12 protein-coding genes are annotated in these 12,966 nt (G+C 73.2%); 3 read left to right on the forward strand and 9 right to left on the reverse strand.

Going from position 1 to position 12,966, the window contains the following annotated elements; translation table 11 throughout:
* Nucleotides 1–43 precede the first annotated feature (43 nt).
* Together ACFYO8_RS07290 and ACFYO8_RS07295 are read left to right on the forward strand one after the other, a co-directional pair.
* Entirely contained in the window at nt 44–586 is a 543-nt protein-coding gene (locus tag ACFYO8_RS07290) for a DUF2243 domain-containing protein (protein WP_355095082.1), read from the forward strand.
* Nucleotides 583–1,383, forward strand: coding sequence for a cytochrome c oxidase assembly protein (locus ACFYO8_RS07295; RefSeq protein WP_355095084.1), 801 nt, complete (start codon nt 583–585; stop codon nt 1,381–1,383). The genes ACFYO8_RS07290 and ACFYO8_RS07295 overlap by 4 nt, the downstream gene beginning before the upstream one ends.
* Before the next feature lie 229 nt (nt 1,384–1,612).
* On the opposite strand, the gene ACFYO8_RS07300 is transcribed toward ACFYO8_RS07295, so the two are convergent.
* The 3 genes from ACFYO8_RS07300 to ACFYO8_RS07310 all read right to left on the reverse strand — a co-directional run bounded on the left by ACFYO8_RS07300 (nt 1,613) and on the right by ACFYO8_RS07310 (nt 4,280).
* A complete protein-coding gene (locus ACFYO8_RS07300; RefSeq protein WP_354866949.1) occupies nt 1,613–2,122 on the reverse strand; it encodes a shikimate kinase in 510 nt (169 codons plus the stop codon).
* Entirely contained in the window at nt 2,119–3,297 is a 1,179-nt protein-coding gene (gene aroC / locus ACFYO8_RS07305; protein WP_354866951.1) for a chorismate synthase, read from the reverse strand. Before aroC ends, ACFYO8_RS07300 begins: the two co-directional genes overlap by 4 nt.
* 158 nt (nt 3,298–3,455) lie before the next feature.
* Nucleotides 3,456–4,280 (reverse strand): shikimate dehydrogenase, encoded by an 825-nt coding sequence (locus ACFYO8_RS07310; RefSeq protein WP_354866953.1) that lies wholly within the window; start codon nt 4,278–4,280, stop codon nt 3,456–3,458.
* Nucleotides 4,281–4,717: 437 nt separating this feature from the next.
* On the opposite strand from ACFYO8_RS07310, the gene ACFYO8_RS07315 reads away from it, so the two are divergent.
* The gene (locus ACFYO8_RS07315; RefSeq protein ID WP_355096000.1) at nt 4,718–4,969 is read left to right on the forward strand and encodes an RICIN domain-containing protein; all 252 of its coding nucleotides are present in this window, start codon (nt 4,718–4,720) and stop codon (nt 4,967–4,969) included.
* A gap of 73 nt (nt 4,970–5,042) precedes the next feature.
* Here ACFYO8_RS07315 and mltG read toward each other — a convergent pair whose 3' ends face one another.
* The 6 genes from mltG to ACFYO8_RS07345 form a co-directional block, all read right to left on the reverse strand.
* Nucleotides 5,043–6,245, reverse strand: a complete 1,203-nt coding sequence (gene mltG, locus ACFYO8_RS07320; protein WP_354866957.1) for an endolytic transglycosylase MltG — start codon at nt 6,243–6,245, stop codon at nt 5,043–5,045.
* Nucleotides 6,242–6,703, reverse strand: a complete 462-nt coding sequence (gene ruvX, locus ACFYO8_RS07325) for a Holliday junction resolvase RuvX (RefSeq protein WP_354866959.1) — start codon at nt 6,701–6,703, stop codon at nt 6,242–6,244. The genes mltG and ruvX overlap by 4 nt, the downstream gene beginning before the upstream one ends.
* Nucleotides 6,704–6,830: 127 nt before the next feature.
* The gene (gene alaS, locus ACFYO8_RS07330; RefSeq protein ID WP_355095998.1) at nt 6,831–9,512 is read right to left on the reverse strand and encodes an alanine--tRNA ligase; all 2,682 of its coding nucleotides are present in this window, start codon (nt 9,510–9,512) and stop codon (nt 6,831–6,833) included.
* Nucleotides 9,509–9,814, reverse strand: a complete 306-nt coding sequence (locus ACFYO8_RS07335) for a DUF6167 family protein (protein WP_354866963.1) — start codon at nt 9,812–9,814, stop codon at nt 9,509–9,511. The genes alaS and ACFYO8_RS07335 overlap by 4 nt, the downstream gene beginning before the upstream one ends.
* Nucleotides 9,815–9,846: 32 nt before the next feature.
* Complete coding sequence (locus ACFYO8_RS07340) at nt 9,847–10,308, reverse strand: DUF948 domain-containing protein (RefSeq protein WP_354866965.1); 462 nt, start codon at nt 10,306–10,308, stop codon at nt 9,847–9,849.
* A 146-nt stretch (nt 10,309–10,454) separates the two neighbouring features.
* A complete protein-coding gene (locus ACFYO8_RS07345) occupies nt 10,455–11,072 on the reverse strand; it encodes a hypothetical protein (RefSeq protein ID WP_355096002.1) in 618 nt (205 codons plus the stop codon).
* Nucleotides 11,073–12,966 lie beyond the last annotated feature (1,894 nt).

Genomic DNA, 12,966 nt, shown 5'->3' on the forward strand with positions numbered 1-12,966 from the left:
GGCTGGGTGTTTGCCCGCCCGGATCGAGGGTACGGGGGCCGGAATGAGCGAGACGACGGCACACGCGACCCGACCTGAGTCCGCGACGAGCATCCGGCTGCCCGCCACGATCCTCGGCGTCGGGCTCGGCGGCTTCGTCGACGGCATCGTCCTGCACCAGGTCCTCCAGTGGCACCACATGCTCAGCAGCACCGGCAGCGACCGGGCCGGCATCCGCGAGTACCCGGTCGACACCGTGTCCGGGTTGCAGATGAACACGCTCTGGGACGGGCTGTTCCACGTGGTCACCTGGGTGGCGGTGCTGACCGGCCTGGCGCTGCTCTACGCCCGGGTCACCACCTCGCGGGGCCGGCTGTGGCGCTCGCCCATGCTGTGGGGCTGGGCGCTGATCGGCTGGGGCCTGTTCAACCTGGTCGAGGGCGTCGTCGACCACCACCTGCTCGGCATCCACCACGTCCGCGGCGGCCCGAACCAGCTCTGGTGGGACCTCGGGTTCCTCGCCCTCGGCGTGGTGCTGATCGCGGCCGGCTGGGCGATCCAGCGCCGGGCCCGCGACGTGGACCTCTGCGCGCCGGAGCGGCGGTGATCCTGGCCCACGCCGGGCACGCCGGCGGCGGCTTCCCGGCGACCGCGCTGGTCCCGGTGGCGCTGTTCTGGGCGTACCTGGCCGCCGCGCTGCGCCTGCGTGACCCGGGCGGGCCGAGCTGGCCGCACGCCCGCACGGCGAGCTTCGGGCTGGGCGCGCTGCTGCTGACGGCCGGGCTGCTGTGGCCGGCCGGCGACTTCGTCGGGCACATGTGGCAGCACCTGCTGATCGGCATGCTGGCGCCGCTGGCGCTGGTGCTCGGCGCCCCGGTCACGCTGCTGCTGCGCACGCTGGACCGGCGTACCGGCCGGGCCCTGGTCCACCTGCTGCGGCACCCGGCCGCGCGGGTGCTCGGCCACCCGGTCACCGGTCTGCTGCTCACCGCGGGCGGGCTCTGGCTGCTCTACCTCACCCCGCTCTACCGGGCCACGCTGGACAGCCCGGTCCTGCACACGCTGGTGAACCTGCACTTCCTGCTCAGCGGCTGCCTGTTCGCCTGGTCGATCGCCGGGCCGGACCCGGGACCGCACCGCCCCCGCGTACCGGTGCGGCTTGTGGTGATCGGGTTCGGGGTCGCCGCGCACGCCACCATCGCCCAGCTGCTCTACGCCGGGCTGTTCGTCGACGTGCCGGCCACCGCCGCCGAGCTGCGGGCCGGGGCCACGCTCATGTACTACCTGGGTGACCTGGCCGAGATCGCGCTGGCGCTGGCGCTGCTCGCCACCTGGCGACCGGAGCGGAGCCCTCGCCGCCGGGCCGGACGCCGGACGGCCGGGACCGCCACGGCCAACGCCTGACCGTCCACCTCGCGCCGGCACGCCCTCTCACTCGCCCATGGCGTTCCACCCACCGACGTCACGCGCGCCGACTGGAACTCCACGGGTGCCACAACCCTCGGGAGACACCCACAGCGCTCCACCCACCGACGTCATCCACGGCGGCTGGAACGCCATGGGTGCATAACGCCTCCGGAGACGCCCACGGCGTTCCACCGAGGGAGCCGGGAGCCGGGCGTGGCTGGGCAGGTCAGGGCTTGAGCAGCGCGGCGATCTCCGCGGCCAGCTCCTGCGGGGTACGCCCGTCGGTGACCACCGTCGCGGTCGCCACCTCGGCATAGAGGGGGCGGCGCTGGTCCATCAGGTGCTTGAGCGTGGCGCGCGGGTTCAGCGCGAGCAGCGGCCGCCCGGCGCCCAGACCGACCCGCTTGACCGCGTCGGGCAGCTCCACCGACAGGTGCACCACCGTGTGGCCGATCAGCGCGGCCCGGTTCTCCTCGGCCAGGACCGCGCCGCCGCCGAGCGCGAGCACGCCCGCGTGCGACGCGAGCGCCGCCGCCACGGCGGCCCGTTCGAGGGTACGGAAGTGCTCCTCCCCCTCGTCCACGAAGATGTCCGGGATCGGCTTGCCGGCGAGGTCCTCGATGTCGGCGTCGGTGTCCCGGAAGCCGACGCCGAGCGCCTCGGCCAGTGCCGTGCCGACGGTGGTCTTGCCGGAGCCGGGCGCCCCGACCAGCACGCAGACCGGCCGGGTGCTCACCTGATCACCAGGCTGTCGAGGTAACCGTTCAGGTTGCGGCGCATCTCGGCGACCGAGTCGCCGCCGAACTTCTCCACCGCCGCCTCGGCCAGCACCAGCGCCACCATCGCCTCGGCCACCACCGCCGCCGCCGGGACCGCGCACACGTCGGAACGCTGGTTGATCGCGGTGGCCGGCTCGCCGGTGGTCACGTCGATGGTGGCCAGCGCCCGGTTCAGCGACGAGATCGGCTTCATGGCCGCCTTCACCCGCAGCGGCTCACCAGTGGTGATGCCGCCTTCCAGGCCGCCGGCCCGGTCGGTGATCCGCCGTACCCCGGTGGCGGTGGGCACGATCTCGTCGTGCGCCTCGGAGCCGCGCGAGCGCGCCTGCTGCCACCCGTCGCCGATCTCCACGCCCTTGATCGCCTGGATCGACATCAGCGCGGTGGCCAGGCGCGCGTCGAGCTTGCGGTCCCACTGCACGTGGCTGCCCAGGCCCGGCGGCACCCCGTACGCGAGCACCTCGACCACGCCGCCGAGCGTGTCGGCGGCCTTCTTCGCGGCGTCGACCTCGGCGACCATCCGGGCGCTGGCCTCGGCGTCGAGGCAGCGCAGCGGGTCGGCGTCGATGCGCGCGGCGTCCTCCGGGGTGGGGCGCAGCCCCGGCTTGACCGCCACCGGGCCCAGCTCGACCACGTGCGAGACGATCTCGACGCCGAGCGCCTGACGGACCAGTGCCTTGGCGACGGTGCCCACGGCGACCCGGGCGGCGGTCTCCCGGGCGCTGGCGCGCTCCAGGATCGGCCGGGCGTCGGTGTGCCCGTACTTCTGCATGCCGGCCAGGTCGGCGTGCCCCGGGCGGGGACGGGTCAGCGGCGCGTTGCGGGCCTGGCTCGCCAGCTCGTCCGGGTCGACCGGGTCGGCGGCCATCACGGTGCGCCACTTGGGCCACTCGGAGTTGCCGACCCGGATCGCCACCGGGCTACCGAGCGTCACCCCGTGCCGGAGCCCGCCGATGATCTCGACCTCGTCCTGCTCGAACGACATCCGGGCACCCCGGCCGTAGCCGAGCCGGCGCCGGGCCAGCTCGCCGGAGATCTCCCCGGTGGTCACCTCGATGCCGGCGGGTACGCCCTCCAGCATCGCGACGAGGGCGGGTCCGTGCGATTCACCTGCAGTCAGCCAGCGCAACACGACGGTCAGTCTGTCACGCCCGGTGGTCACCGGCGTACGCCGCCCGCCGCGTCCCGCCCTGCGGACAGGCCATCTCCGCGCACCGGTCACCCGCGCGGTCCGTGAGGTGTCAACAGGGGACCCCTCCTCTACCGGAGGCGTTAAGAAGGGGCCCTTCCTTACACCGGCAGCGCGGCGCGCATCGCGGCCCGTGGAGCGGGGACGCCGGTGAACTGCTCGAACTGACCGAACGCCTGGGCCAGCAGCAGATCCAGCCCGGAGACCACCCGGCAGCCGGCGGCGAGCGCCGCCGCGGCGAGCGGCGTCGGCCACGGGTCGTAGACCACGTCGAAGAAGACGGACTCCGGCCGCCAGTCGAAGTTGTCGGCCAGGGGGTCGGCGACGCCCTTCGGCACCGTGGAGATCACCACGTCGGCGCGGGCGTGCGCCGGTGCCCCGTCCCACTCCGCGCCCGCCAGCGGCACCCCGGCCGCCGCCGCGACCGGGCGCAGCTCGTCGACCGCCTCCGGGCGGCGGGCCACCACTGTCACCTCGGCCGCCCCGATCCGGGCCGCCGCCGCGATCGCGGCCCGGGCCGTGCCGCCCGCGCCGAGCACGGTGACGACCGCCCCGGCCACGCAGCCGGCGCCGGTGAGCACCTCGACCATGCCGGTGACGTCGGTGTTGTCCGCGTACCAGGTGCCGTCGGGCCGGCGTACCAGCGTGTTGGCGGCGCCGACGGCGGCGGCGACCGGCGAGACCTCGTCGGCGAGCGCGAGCGCCGCCTCCTTGCCCGGCATGGTCACCGACAGGCCGGCCCACTCCGGGCCGAGGCCCGCGACCAGGCCGGGCAGCTCGTCGGCGCCGGCTTCGATCCGGGTGTACGACCAGCCGGTCAGCCCGGCCGCCGCGTACCCGGCGGTGTGGATCACCGGGGACAGCGAGTGGGCGATCGGCTTGCCGACCACAGCGGCACGGCTCGGGCCTCTTTCGGGATTATGCACAGCGCGTAGGCCACCCAACGACACGAGGGACCACAAATTCATTACGCTGAGTGACTCCATAGATCATTTCGGAGAACATAGCAACCCCTTGCACTCGCTCGCAAACACCTGGTTACATTGCCAATTTTCCCTACACCAAGGAGCCCCATGAAGCTTCACCATGCCCTTGCCACAGTCACCCTTGGCGCCCTCCTTCCGACACTGCCCTTAGCTCCAAGCCCCGCCGCCGCAGCCGATGCCGGACCCTTCTGGTGGGCTTCGGCAAACAGCGGGTCGACTCGGTCGGTGATCGATGTCCAAGGTCCCACCACGGCAGAGTACGCAAAGGTCCACCTGTGGGAGTTCTACGGCGGAAACAGCCAGTACTGGTACCTCGCTGACGGCATACCAGGCGCATCGAGCAATACTCGCCTTCTGCGTAACAAATACAGTGGGAAATGTATTGGCCTGCAAGGCACCGCACCGCAAACGGAACCGCCGTTAACCAACAGACCTGCAACTACGGGGACACTCGGCAACAATGGCGACAAGAACGGCGCTTCGAGGGCGCCGGGAACACATATTATCGCTTCGTTAACGTCGCTACCGGCAGATGCTTGGACAATGCCACCGGCTCCACGGCCGATGGCAACAAGATTCAGATCTGGGGTTGCGCTGGCGACAACAACTACAACCAGCTCTGGTACTAGGCGCCACGGCTGGGCGGTAGCCCAGCCGCAAGCGCCCAGCGTCAATTGCGGCACGCTGGGCGCTTGCTTGCACTCAGATGATTCCAGCCTCTTTGGCCTTAGCCTCGTTGCGCTTGTGCTCTTCGTAAGTCTCCGCGAAGGCCGAATGCCCCTTGTTGTCAATCGCTACGAAGAAGAGCCACTTTCCCGGCGGCGGGTCCATCGCTCCTTCAAGGGCCTGCTTGCCCGGGTTGTTGATCGGGGTGGGGATCAAGCCGCGCAGCTTGCGGTTGTACGGGTTTTTCGGATTGTCCAGCTCGGCGCCGGTCATGTCCTTGGAGGCCTTGGTCTTCTGCCCGGTCAGCTCCAAATAGTAGTTGACCGTGACGTCCATCTCCAGACAGCCGCAGTCGAAGTTGCCCTTGTAGACCCGGTTGTAGGCGACCTGGGCAACCTTGCCCAGGTCGTCCTTGTTTCCCGCCTCCGCCTGCGCGAGTGATGCGACGATCAGCACCTCGTATGGGGTAATGCCGCCACGGTTCGCCTGCACGTTCTCGGCGAACTTCAGGTTCCCGGTGACGGTGAGGAAATTGTCCACCATCAGCTTGAGCACCGTCTCCGCGGTGGCCTTCGGCGGGATCTCGTAGGTGTCGGGGAACAGGAAGCCCTCGACCGACGGCTTGACCTTCTTGCCGTCGGAGCGCTTGAACCACCAGTCCGGTACGCCGAGCGCCTCCGGGTCCTTCGCGGCGGCCTCGAAGTCCTTGACCGGGATGTCGGTCTTCTCGGACAGCCGCTTGTAGACCGTCTTCGCGGTGAGCCCCTCGGGGATGGTGATCCCGTTGACGATCTTGTTCTTGAGGTCCAGCAGCGCCACGACCGCCGCGTCACCGCTCATCTGCTTGCGCAGCTTGTACGTGCCGGGCTGGATATTCTTGCTGCGCGAGTTCTCCTCGGCGGCCTCGATGAACGCCTTTGTGCTCTTCACCACGTCGGCCGCGACCAGCGCGTCGGCCATGTCGGCGATCAGCGCGCCCTGCTTGATCTCGACTGTCACCTCGCCGGAGCCGGAGCCGTCGTAGTCGGGGGTGACGAAGTAGTTCTGGACCCGGTCGAAGCCGTAGTACACGCCGCCGCCGATCCCGCCCAGCAGGATCAGCGCGAGCGCGAAGGCGAGAAGGGTCTTGCCCCGGCCGCCGCCGGACTTGCCCTGGCGCCGGCGCACCGCGCCGCGCCGGTGCCGGCCCTTCTCCCCCCTGTCCGGCTCGTCGAACCCCAGATCAAGATCGTCGATCATTGCGTCCGCCTCCGCTGTGCGTCCAGCCAGCTCTGCAGAATCTCCACCGCGGCGGCCTGGTCGACCACCGCTCGTTGGCGTTTTCCCCGGACGCCCCGTTCAGCCAGCCTACGACTCGCGACGACGGTAGACATCCGCTCGTCCGTCAGCGTCACCGGAATCGGCCCCATTACATCAGCCAATCGGCTGGCATATGCTGATACGTTCACCGCTGCGGGGCCGTGCTTTCCGGCGAGGTTGACCGGCAGCCCGACCACGATCCCCACCGCCTCGTGCTCGGCGGCGAGCCGGACCAGCTCGGCCATGTCGGCGGGCACCGCATCCGGTTCGGCGGTCAGATCGCGGGCCAGCGTCACCAGGGGCGTGGCGAGGATGCCGTGCGGGTCGCAGCGGGCCACCCCCACCCGGACCTGACCGACGTCGACACCCAGCCGGACGCCTCGGGACAGCTCGGTCACTGACGGACACCTCCCCGCCGGTATGGGCCAGGGCGGACCGGGTGGTCCGCCCTGGCGTACATCCGTTCGCTCATGCCGTGCCGGCTGGGCATGCCCTCACGGCCCTCGCTTCGCTCGGTGCGTTCGCTCATGCCGTGCCGGCGACCGCCCGCTCGACGGTGACCAGCAGGTTCGGCGCCTCCGTCGCGGGCAGGCCGCCGCCCTGGGCCAGGTCGTCGCTGCCTCCACCCCGGCCGGAGAACGCCGCCTTGACCAGGTCCTTCGCGCTCAGGTTCCGGCCCCGGGCGGCCTGGTTGACGGCCACCACCAGCGAGGCCTTGCCGTTGGCGCGGGCCGCCACCGCGACCACCGCCGGACGGGCCGCGTCGATCCGGCCCCGGATCTCCTGCGCGAGGGTCCGCACGTCGTTCGCGGCCGCGCCCTCCGGCGCCTCGGTGCCGACGTACGCGACGCCGCGCACGTCCTTCGCCTGCGCCGCCAGGGCGCCGGCCCCGCCGAGCACGAGCTGGGCGCGCAGCTTCTCCAGCTCCTTCTCCGCGTCGCGCAGCTGGGTGACCGTCTGCTCCACCCGGTCGGCGACCTGCTCCCCCGGCACCCGGAACAGCTCGGCCAGCCGGGACACCAGCAGGTGCTCACGGGCCAGGAAGCCGAACGCGTCCATGCCGACGAGCGCCTCGATCCGGCGTACCCCGGAGCCGACGGACGCCTCGGACAGGATCTTCACCAGGCCGAGCTGGGCGGAGCGGGCCACGTGGGTGCCGCCGCACAGCTCCCGGGCGTAGTCGCCGACCTCGACGACCCGGACCCGCTCGCCGTACTTCTCGCCGAACAGGGCCATCGCCCCGATCCGGCGGGCCTCCTCCTGGCTGGTGACGAACGCGTGCACCTCCAGGTCGGCCAGCAGCACCTCGTTTACCTGCTGCTCCACGTCGTGCAGCACGCTCGGCGCCACACCCGTCGGAGTGTTGAAGTCGAACCGCAGCCGGCCCGGCGCGTTCAGCGAACCCGCCTGGGTCGCCGACTCGCCGAGGAAGTTGCGCATCGTCTGGTGCACCAGGTGCGTCGCGGTGTGCGAGCGGGAGATCGCCCGGCGGCGGGACGCGTCGATCTCGGCGTACCCGGTCTCCCCGGCCCGCACCTCGCCGCGCAGCACCTTCGCCCGGTGCACGATCAGGCCGGGCACCGGCTGCTGCACGTCGAAGACCTCGACCTGGCCGCCGCCGACGGTGATGAGCCCCTGGTCGGGCTGCTGCCCGCCGCCCTCGGCGTAGAACGGGGTGGTGTCCAGCACCAGCTCGATCGTGTCGCCCTCGACCGCCGCGGCGACCGCCGCGCCGCCGGCCAGCAGCGCCCGCACCCGGGACTCGCGGCTCAGCTCGGTGTAGCCGGTGAACTCCACCGGCCCGCCGCCGTCGAGCACCGACCGGTACGCCGACACGTCCGTGTGCCCCGTCTTGCGCGCCTGCGCGTCGGCCTTGGCCCGGCTGCGCTGGTCGGCCATCAGCCGGCGGAAGCCCTCCGCGTCGACCTGCAACCCCTGCTCGGCGGCGATCTCCAGGGTCAGGTCGATCGGGAAGCCGTACGTGTCGTGCAGCTGGAACGCCTTGTCACCGGAGAGCGCCGCCTTACCGGCCGACTTGGTCTCGGCGATGGCGGTGTCCAGGATCGTGGTGCCGGCGCGCAGCGTGGCCAGGAACGCGTCCTCCTCGGCGTACGCGTACTGGGAGATCCGGCCGAAGTCCTCGGCCAGCTCCGGGTACGACGGCGCCATGCAGTCGCGGGCCACCGGCAGCAGCTCGGGCAACGCCCGGTCCTGGTAGCCGAGCAGCCGCACCGCCCGGATCGCCCGGCGCATGATCCGCCGCAGCACGTAACCCCGGCCCTCGTTCGACGGGGTCACCCCGTCGCCGATGAGCATGAGCGAGGTACGCACGTGGTCGGCGATCACCCGCAGCCGGACGTCGTCCGGGTGCGACTGGTTGGCCGCCTGACCGGAGTGCGCGCCGTAGCGCTTGCCGGTCAGCTCGGCGGCCCGGTCCAGGATCGGCCGGACCTCGTCGATCTCGTAGAGGTTGTCCACGCCCTGCAGAAGCGAGGCCATCCGCTCCAGGCCCATGCCGGTGTCGATGTTCTTCGCCGGCAGGTCACCCAGGATCGGGAAGTCCTCCTTGCCGGCGCCCGGGCCGCGCTCGAACTGCATGAAGACGAGGTTCCAGAACTCCAGGTAGCGGTCCTCGTCGACCTCCGGGCCACCCTCGCGGCCGTAGGCCGGGCCGCGGTCGTAGTACAGCTCGGAGCAGGGGCCGCACGGGCCGGGGATGCCCATCGACCAGAAGTTGTCGGCCTTGCCGCGGCGCACGATCCGCTCGTCCGGCACGCCGGTGCGCCGCCAGATGTCGTACGCCTCGTCGTCGTCCAGGTAGACGGTCGCCCAGATCCGCTCCGGGTCCAGCCCGAAGCCGCCCGCCTCGACCGGCTTGGTGGCCAGGTCCCAGGCGAGCGGGATCGCCCCGTCCTTGAAGTAGTCACCGAAGGAGAAGTTGCCGTTCATCTGGAAGAACGTGCCGTGCCGGCTGGTCTTGCCGACCTCGTCGATGTCCGGCGTCCGGATGCACTTCTGCACGCTCGTCGCCCGCGCGTACGGCGGGGTCTGCTGGCCCAGGAAGTAGGGCACGAACTGCACCATGCCGGCGTTGATGAACAGCAGGTTCGGGTCGCTGATGGCGGGCAGCGGAGCGGACGGCACCACGGCGTGCCCGTTCGCCTCGAAGTGGGCGAGGAACCGCCGCTTGATCTCCGCCGTCTTCATCGCTGGTGGTCCTCCGGGAAAATCTCTCGATCACCGATGCGCGGGTCCTCCCGCAGCTCGGCGAACTGGTCGTCGTACACCTCGCCGCGGGCGAAGGCCTCGTGGATCTCCTGCTCACGCTCGGCCATGCCGACCCGGACGTCGTCCATGAACGCCCGGACCGACTCGACCAGACCGCCGGCGGACTCGGACAGCCCGCTCGCGATACCGGCCGGGGTGTACGCCTGCGCCGTCCGGGTGGCCTTGCGCACCACCAGGACGCCCACGGCCAGCCCGATGCCCAGCCAGAACAACCGCCTCATGCTCTCATCCTTCCCGCGTACGCCGGTCGGGGTCAGCGGTTGCCGCGCTTGGCGGCGCGACGCTGCTGCTTGATCGTGTCGCGCACCTCGCGCTCGGTCTCGGCGTGCCGGCGGGCGGAGGCGGCCCGGCGGACGCCGTACCCGAACGCGGCCACCTTGACCAGCGGGTTCGCCGCGGCGGCAGAGACCACGGTGGCCAGGTTCGCCACGTTGGCGGTGACGTTCTGCGCGTGGTTGGTCATGGTGTCCACCTTGGCGAGCTGCAGGTTCACCCCGTCCAGCGAGGTCTGCACCTGCTCCAGCGCCACGTTGACGTTCTTCACCGTGGTGTTCACGTCGCCGAGCAGCGGCGCGGTGCGCTCGTTCACCTCGGTGATCATCCGGGTCGTCGCGTCCACGGTGTGCCGCAACCGCAGGATCGGCACCGCCAGCACGAGCACCAGCATCAGGAACGCGCCGGCCGCGATCAGCGCAGCGATCTCTCCACCACTCACGCGAAAGTCCTCCTCAAGCAGTGTCCCGGAACCCGACGCCCCGGAACGCGCGACCGTACCTACCCACTTCGCGCCGCGCCGACCCGGTCACCGGGCGCGGACGGGCGTGCCAGCCCCAGACCCTACCGTCCGTGATGAAAGTCGGCTCACGACGGTGAGGGGGTCGCCTCGCCCAGCGGGTCGTCGGTCAGGGTCGGGAACGGGTCCTCGCCGGTGAGTGACGGGTCGGTGGTCGGTGTCGGCCCGGTGCGCTCGTCGTCGATCGCGTTGCGCACCTTCACCGACACCAACGAGCCGGTGCAGTTCGCCGCTGCGGGCTCCGCCGGCGTGGACGGCACGGGCGCCCCGTCGACCGGCGGGGGCGTGCAGGTGCGGTCGCGTACCCACAGGTCGAGCGTGAGTTCGTCCCGGCGCCAGCAGGTATAGCTGCCCGGGACCTTCTCGTCCGGGCAACGGTCGACCTTCCAGCGCTGCCACCCGTCGCCGGCCAGCGCCTGCTCGTAGACCGCTACCGTCTCCTTCCAGCCCTGTTCCGACTCGACGGAACGTTCACGCAGACGGCAGTCCTGCAGGCACCAGCGGCTGCCACTGACGTTGTCCACCTTGTTGCCCTGCGCCCAGGTGGGCACGGCGAGCGCGTCGAGGGTGTCGAAGACCGGGTCGTGGCTGAGCGTACGAATGCCGAAGTAGAGCGGCACCGCCCCCAGCAGCACGAGGCTGACCAGGGCGAGGATGCCCAGCCGCAGCCGGGTGCGCTCGCGCATCTGCCGGCGCAGCTCGGACCGGGCGCCGCTCAGGCCGCCGGCCTCCGCGCCGCTGTCGTCCGCGCCGGGACCAGCGGGACGCGGTGCGCCGCCCCCGCCGGGCCGTAGCCCCGCCGGCTCGCCCGGGGGTACGGCCACAGCCGCCCGGGCCGCCGCGGTGCCCGGGCCGGGCCGGGCCGGTTCCGGTCCGGGTGGTGTCGCCCGTCCGGCGGGCCGCTCGTCCGGCGCGACCGGGCGGGCCACGCCCGCCGCCGCGCGGGCGGTCCCCGGCGCACCGGGCGGCACCGGGCCGTCGCCTGGTCCCCGCGCGCCGGGGGCCACCGGTGGACGAGGCGCCGCACCGGGCCGGACGGTGTCGTCGGGGCGGGCCACCCCACGCCCGGCGCCACCGGCCGAAGCACCACCGGGACGCCCACCGCCGACCGGGATCCCACCCGTGCGCTCGCTGTCGCCGCGCGGACCGAGGCCGGCCGGGCCACCACCGGAAACGGGCGGGGCACCGGGGCGGGCCGAACCCCGGGCCGGGCCGGGCCGGGCCGGATCGGACGGCTGGGGACGGGCCGACGGCACGACCGGGCCGGACTGGTCGGGGCGGAGCTGCGGGCCGGCCGGTTCGGCACGCTCCGGCGCACCGGGACCGGACTGCCCGGGTCGCCGGGAGCCCGGCTCGGGACGCACCGGCGGGACGGCGACACCGGCCCGGCCAGCGGACGCCTCCGGCGCGGCGCCCCGGCCACTGGATACGCCGGACGCGGCATCCCGGCCACGGGACATGTCAGGTGCGGCATCCCGGCCACGGGACACGTCAGGCGCGGCACCCCGGCCGCCGGGCACCTCGGGTGCGGCGCTCCGGCCGCCGGGCGTGCCACGACGGACGGCGGACGGGGTCGGGCCGGTCGTCGGGCCGCCGGACACCGGCGCGCCCGGCAGGTCCGGCGCGTTTCCGCTGCGCGGCACGACCGGGGCTTGGTCCTGGGCGGCCCGCCGGCCGGCACCCGGCGCGGGTACCGCCGCGGATCCGGGCACGTGGTGACCGGCGGTGGGCTCCTCACGCCGCGCGCGTCGCCCGCCTCCGGAGACCGGAGCGGCGTCCGGAACGGCTCGACCGGCCGGACCGCCGGGCACGCCGCCGTCCGGCGCGGCGCGGCGGCCCGCGCCGGAGACCGGCCGGGTGCCGGGCGGAACATCGTCGGTACGGGCCCGGCGGGCCCCACCGGAGACCGGCTGGATGCCGGCGGTGTCGTCTGGTCGGGCTCGTCGTCCGACCGGGGCCGGCGGGATTGTCGGATCGCCTCCGGCCGGGTGCGGGCCCTCCGGCCCGGCGGCGCCGTGCCGGCCGCGGGGGGTCGGCGGTACGCGGGGGTCGCCGTCGGCGGGCGGCCGGCCCAGGTCGGCGGGCACCCGGCCGGACGGCGGCGGGCCGGGTGGGACACGGTCGCCGGCGACCGGCGGCTGCTGGCCGGTCGGTCCGTCCGCGCGGCGGCGGTACGGCGCATCCGGCGGACGGGGCGCCTCGGGCACGCCGGGCCAGGGACCGTCGACGGGGCGGCGCGGGGTGGCGGTTTGGGGGCCGCCGGGCCAGGGACCGTCGGCGGCCCGGCGCGGGGCGCCCGTCTCGGGGCCGGCGGGTCGCACCGGCGGCGCGGCCGGACCGGGCCCGTCGGGGCGGCGCATGACCGGGGGACGTGGACCGGGCCGGCCATCGCCGGGCGTCTCCGGACCGCGCCGACCACCGCCGGAGGGCGCGTCCACCGCCGGTGGGCGGACCCCCGACGACGGGTCCCCGACCGGACGCCCGGCCGGGGGCGGGCCCGTGCCGGGCCGGCCCGGGGACGCGGGCGAGTCCACGCCCGGCCGTCCGGGGGTCGGCGGCACGGCGGCGCCGGGACGGCCC

It is taken from the genome of Micromonospora sp. NPDC005257 (assembly GCF_042872445.1).
In the GTDB taxonomy this organism is placed as follows: Bacteria; Actinomycetota; Actinomycetes; order Mycobacteriales; family Micromonosporaceae; genus Micromonospora.

Coding starts and splice junctions, on each gene's coding strand:
- ACFYO8_RS07290 (WP_355095082.1), top strand. CDS start 44: ATGAGCGAGACGACGGCACACGCGACCCGACCTGAGTCCGCGACGAGC.
- ACFYO8_RS07315 (WP_355096000.1), top strand. CDS start 4,718: ATGTATTGGCCTGCAAGGCACCGCACCGCAAACGGAACCGCCGTTAAC.
- mltG (WP_354866957.1), bottom strand. CDS start 6,245: ATGATCGACGATCTTGATCTGGGGTTCGACGAGCCGGACAGGGGGGAG.
- alaS (WP_355095998.1), bottom strand. CDS start 9,512: ATGAAGACGGCGGAGATCAAGCGGCGGTTCCTCGCCCACTTCGAGGCG.
- ACFYO8_RS07335 (WP_354866963.1), bottom strand. CDS start 9,814: ATGAGGCGGTTGTTCTGGCTGGGCATCGGGCTGGCCGTGGGCGTCCTG.
- ACFYO8_RS07345 (WP_355096002.1), bottom strand. CDS start 11,072: ATGCGCGAGCGCACCCGGCTGCGGCTGGGCATCCTCGCCCTGGTCAGC.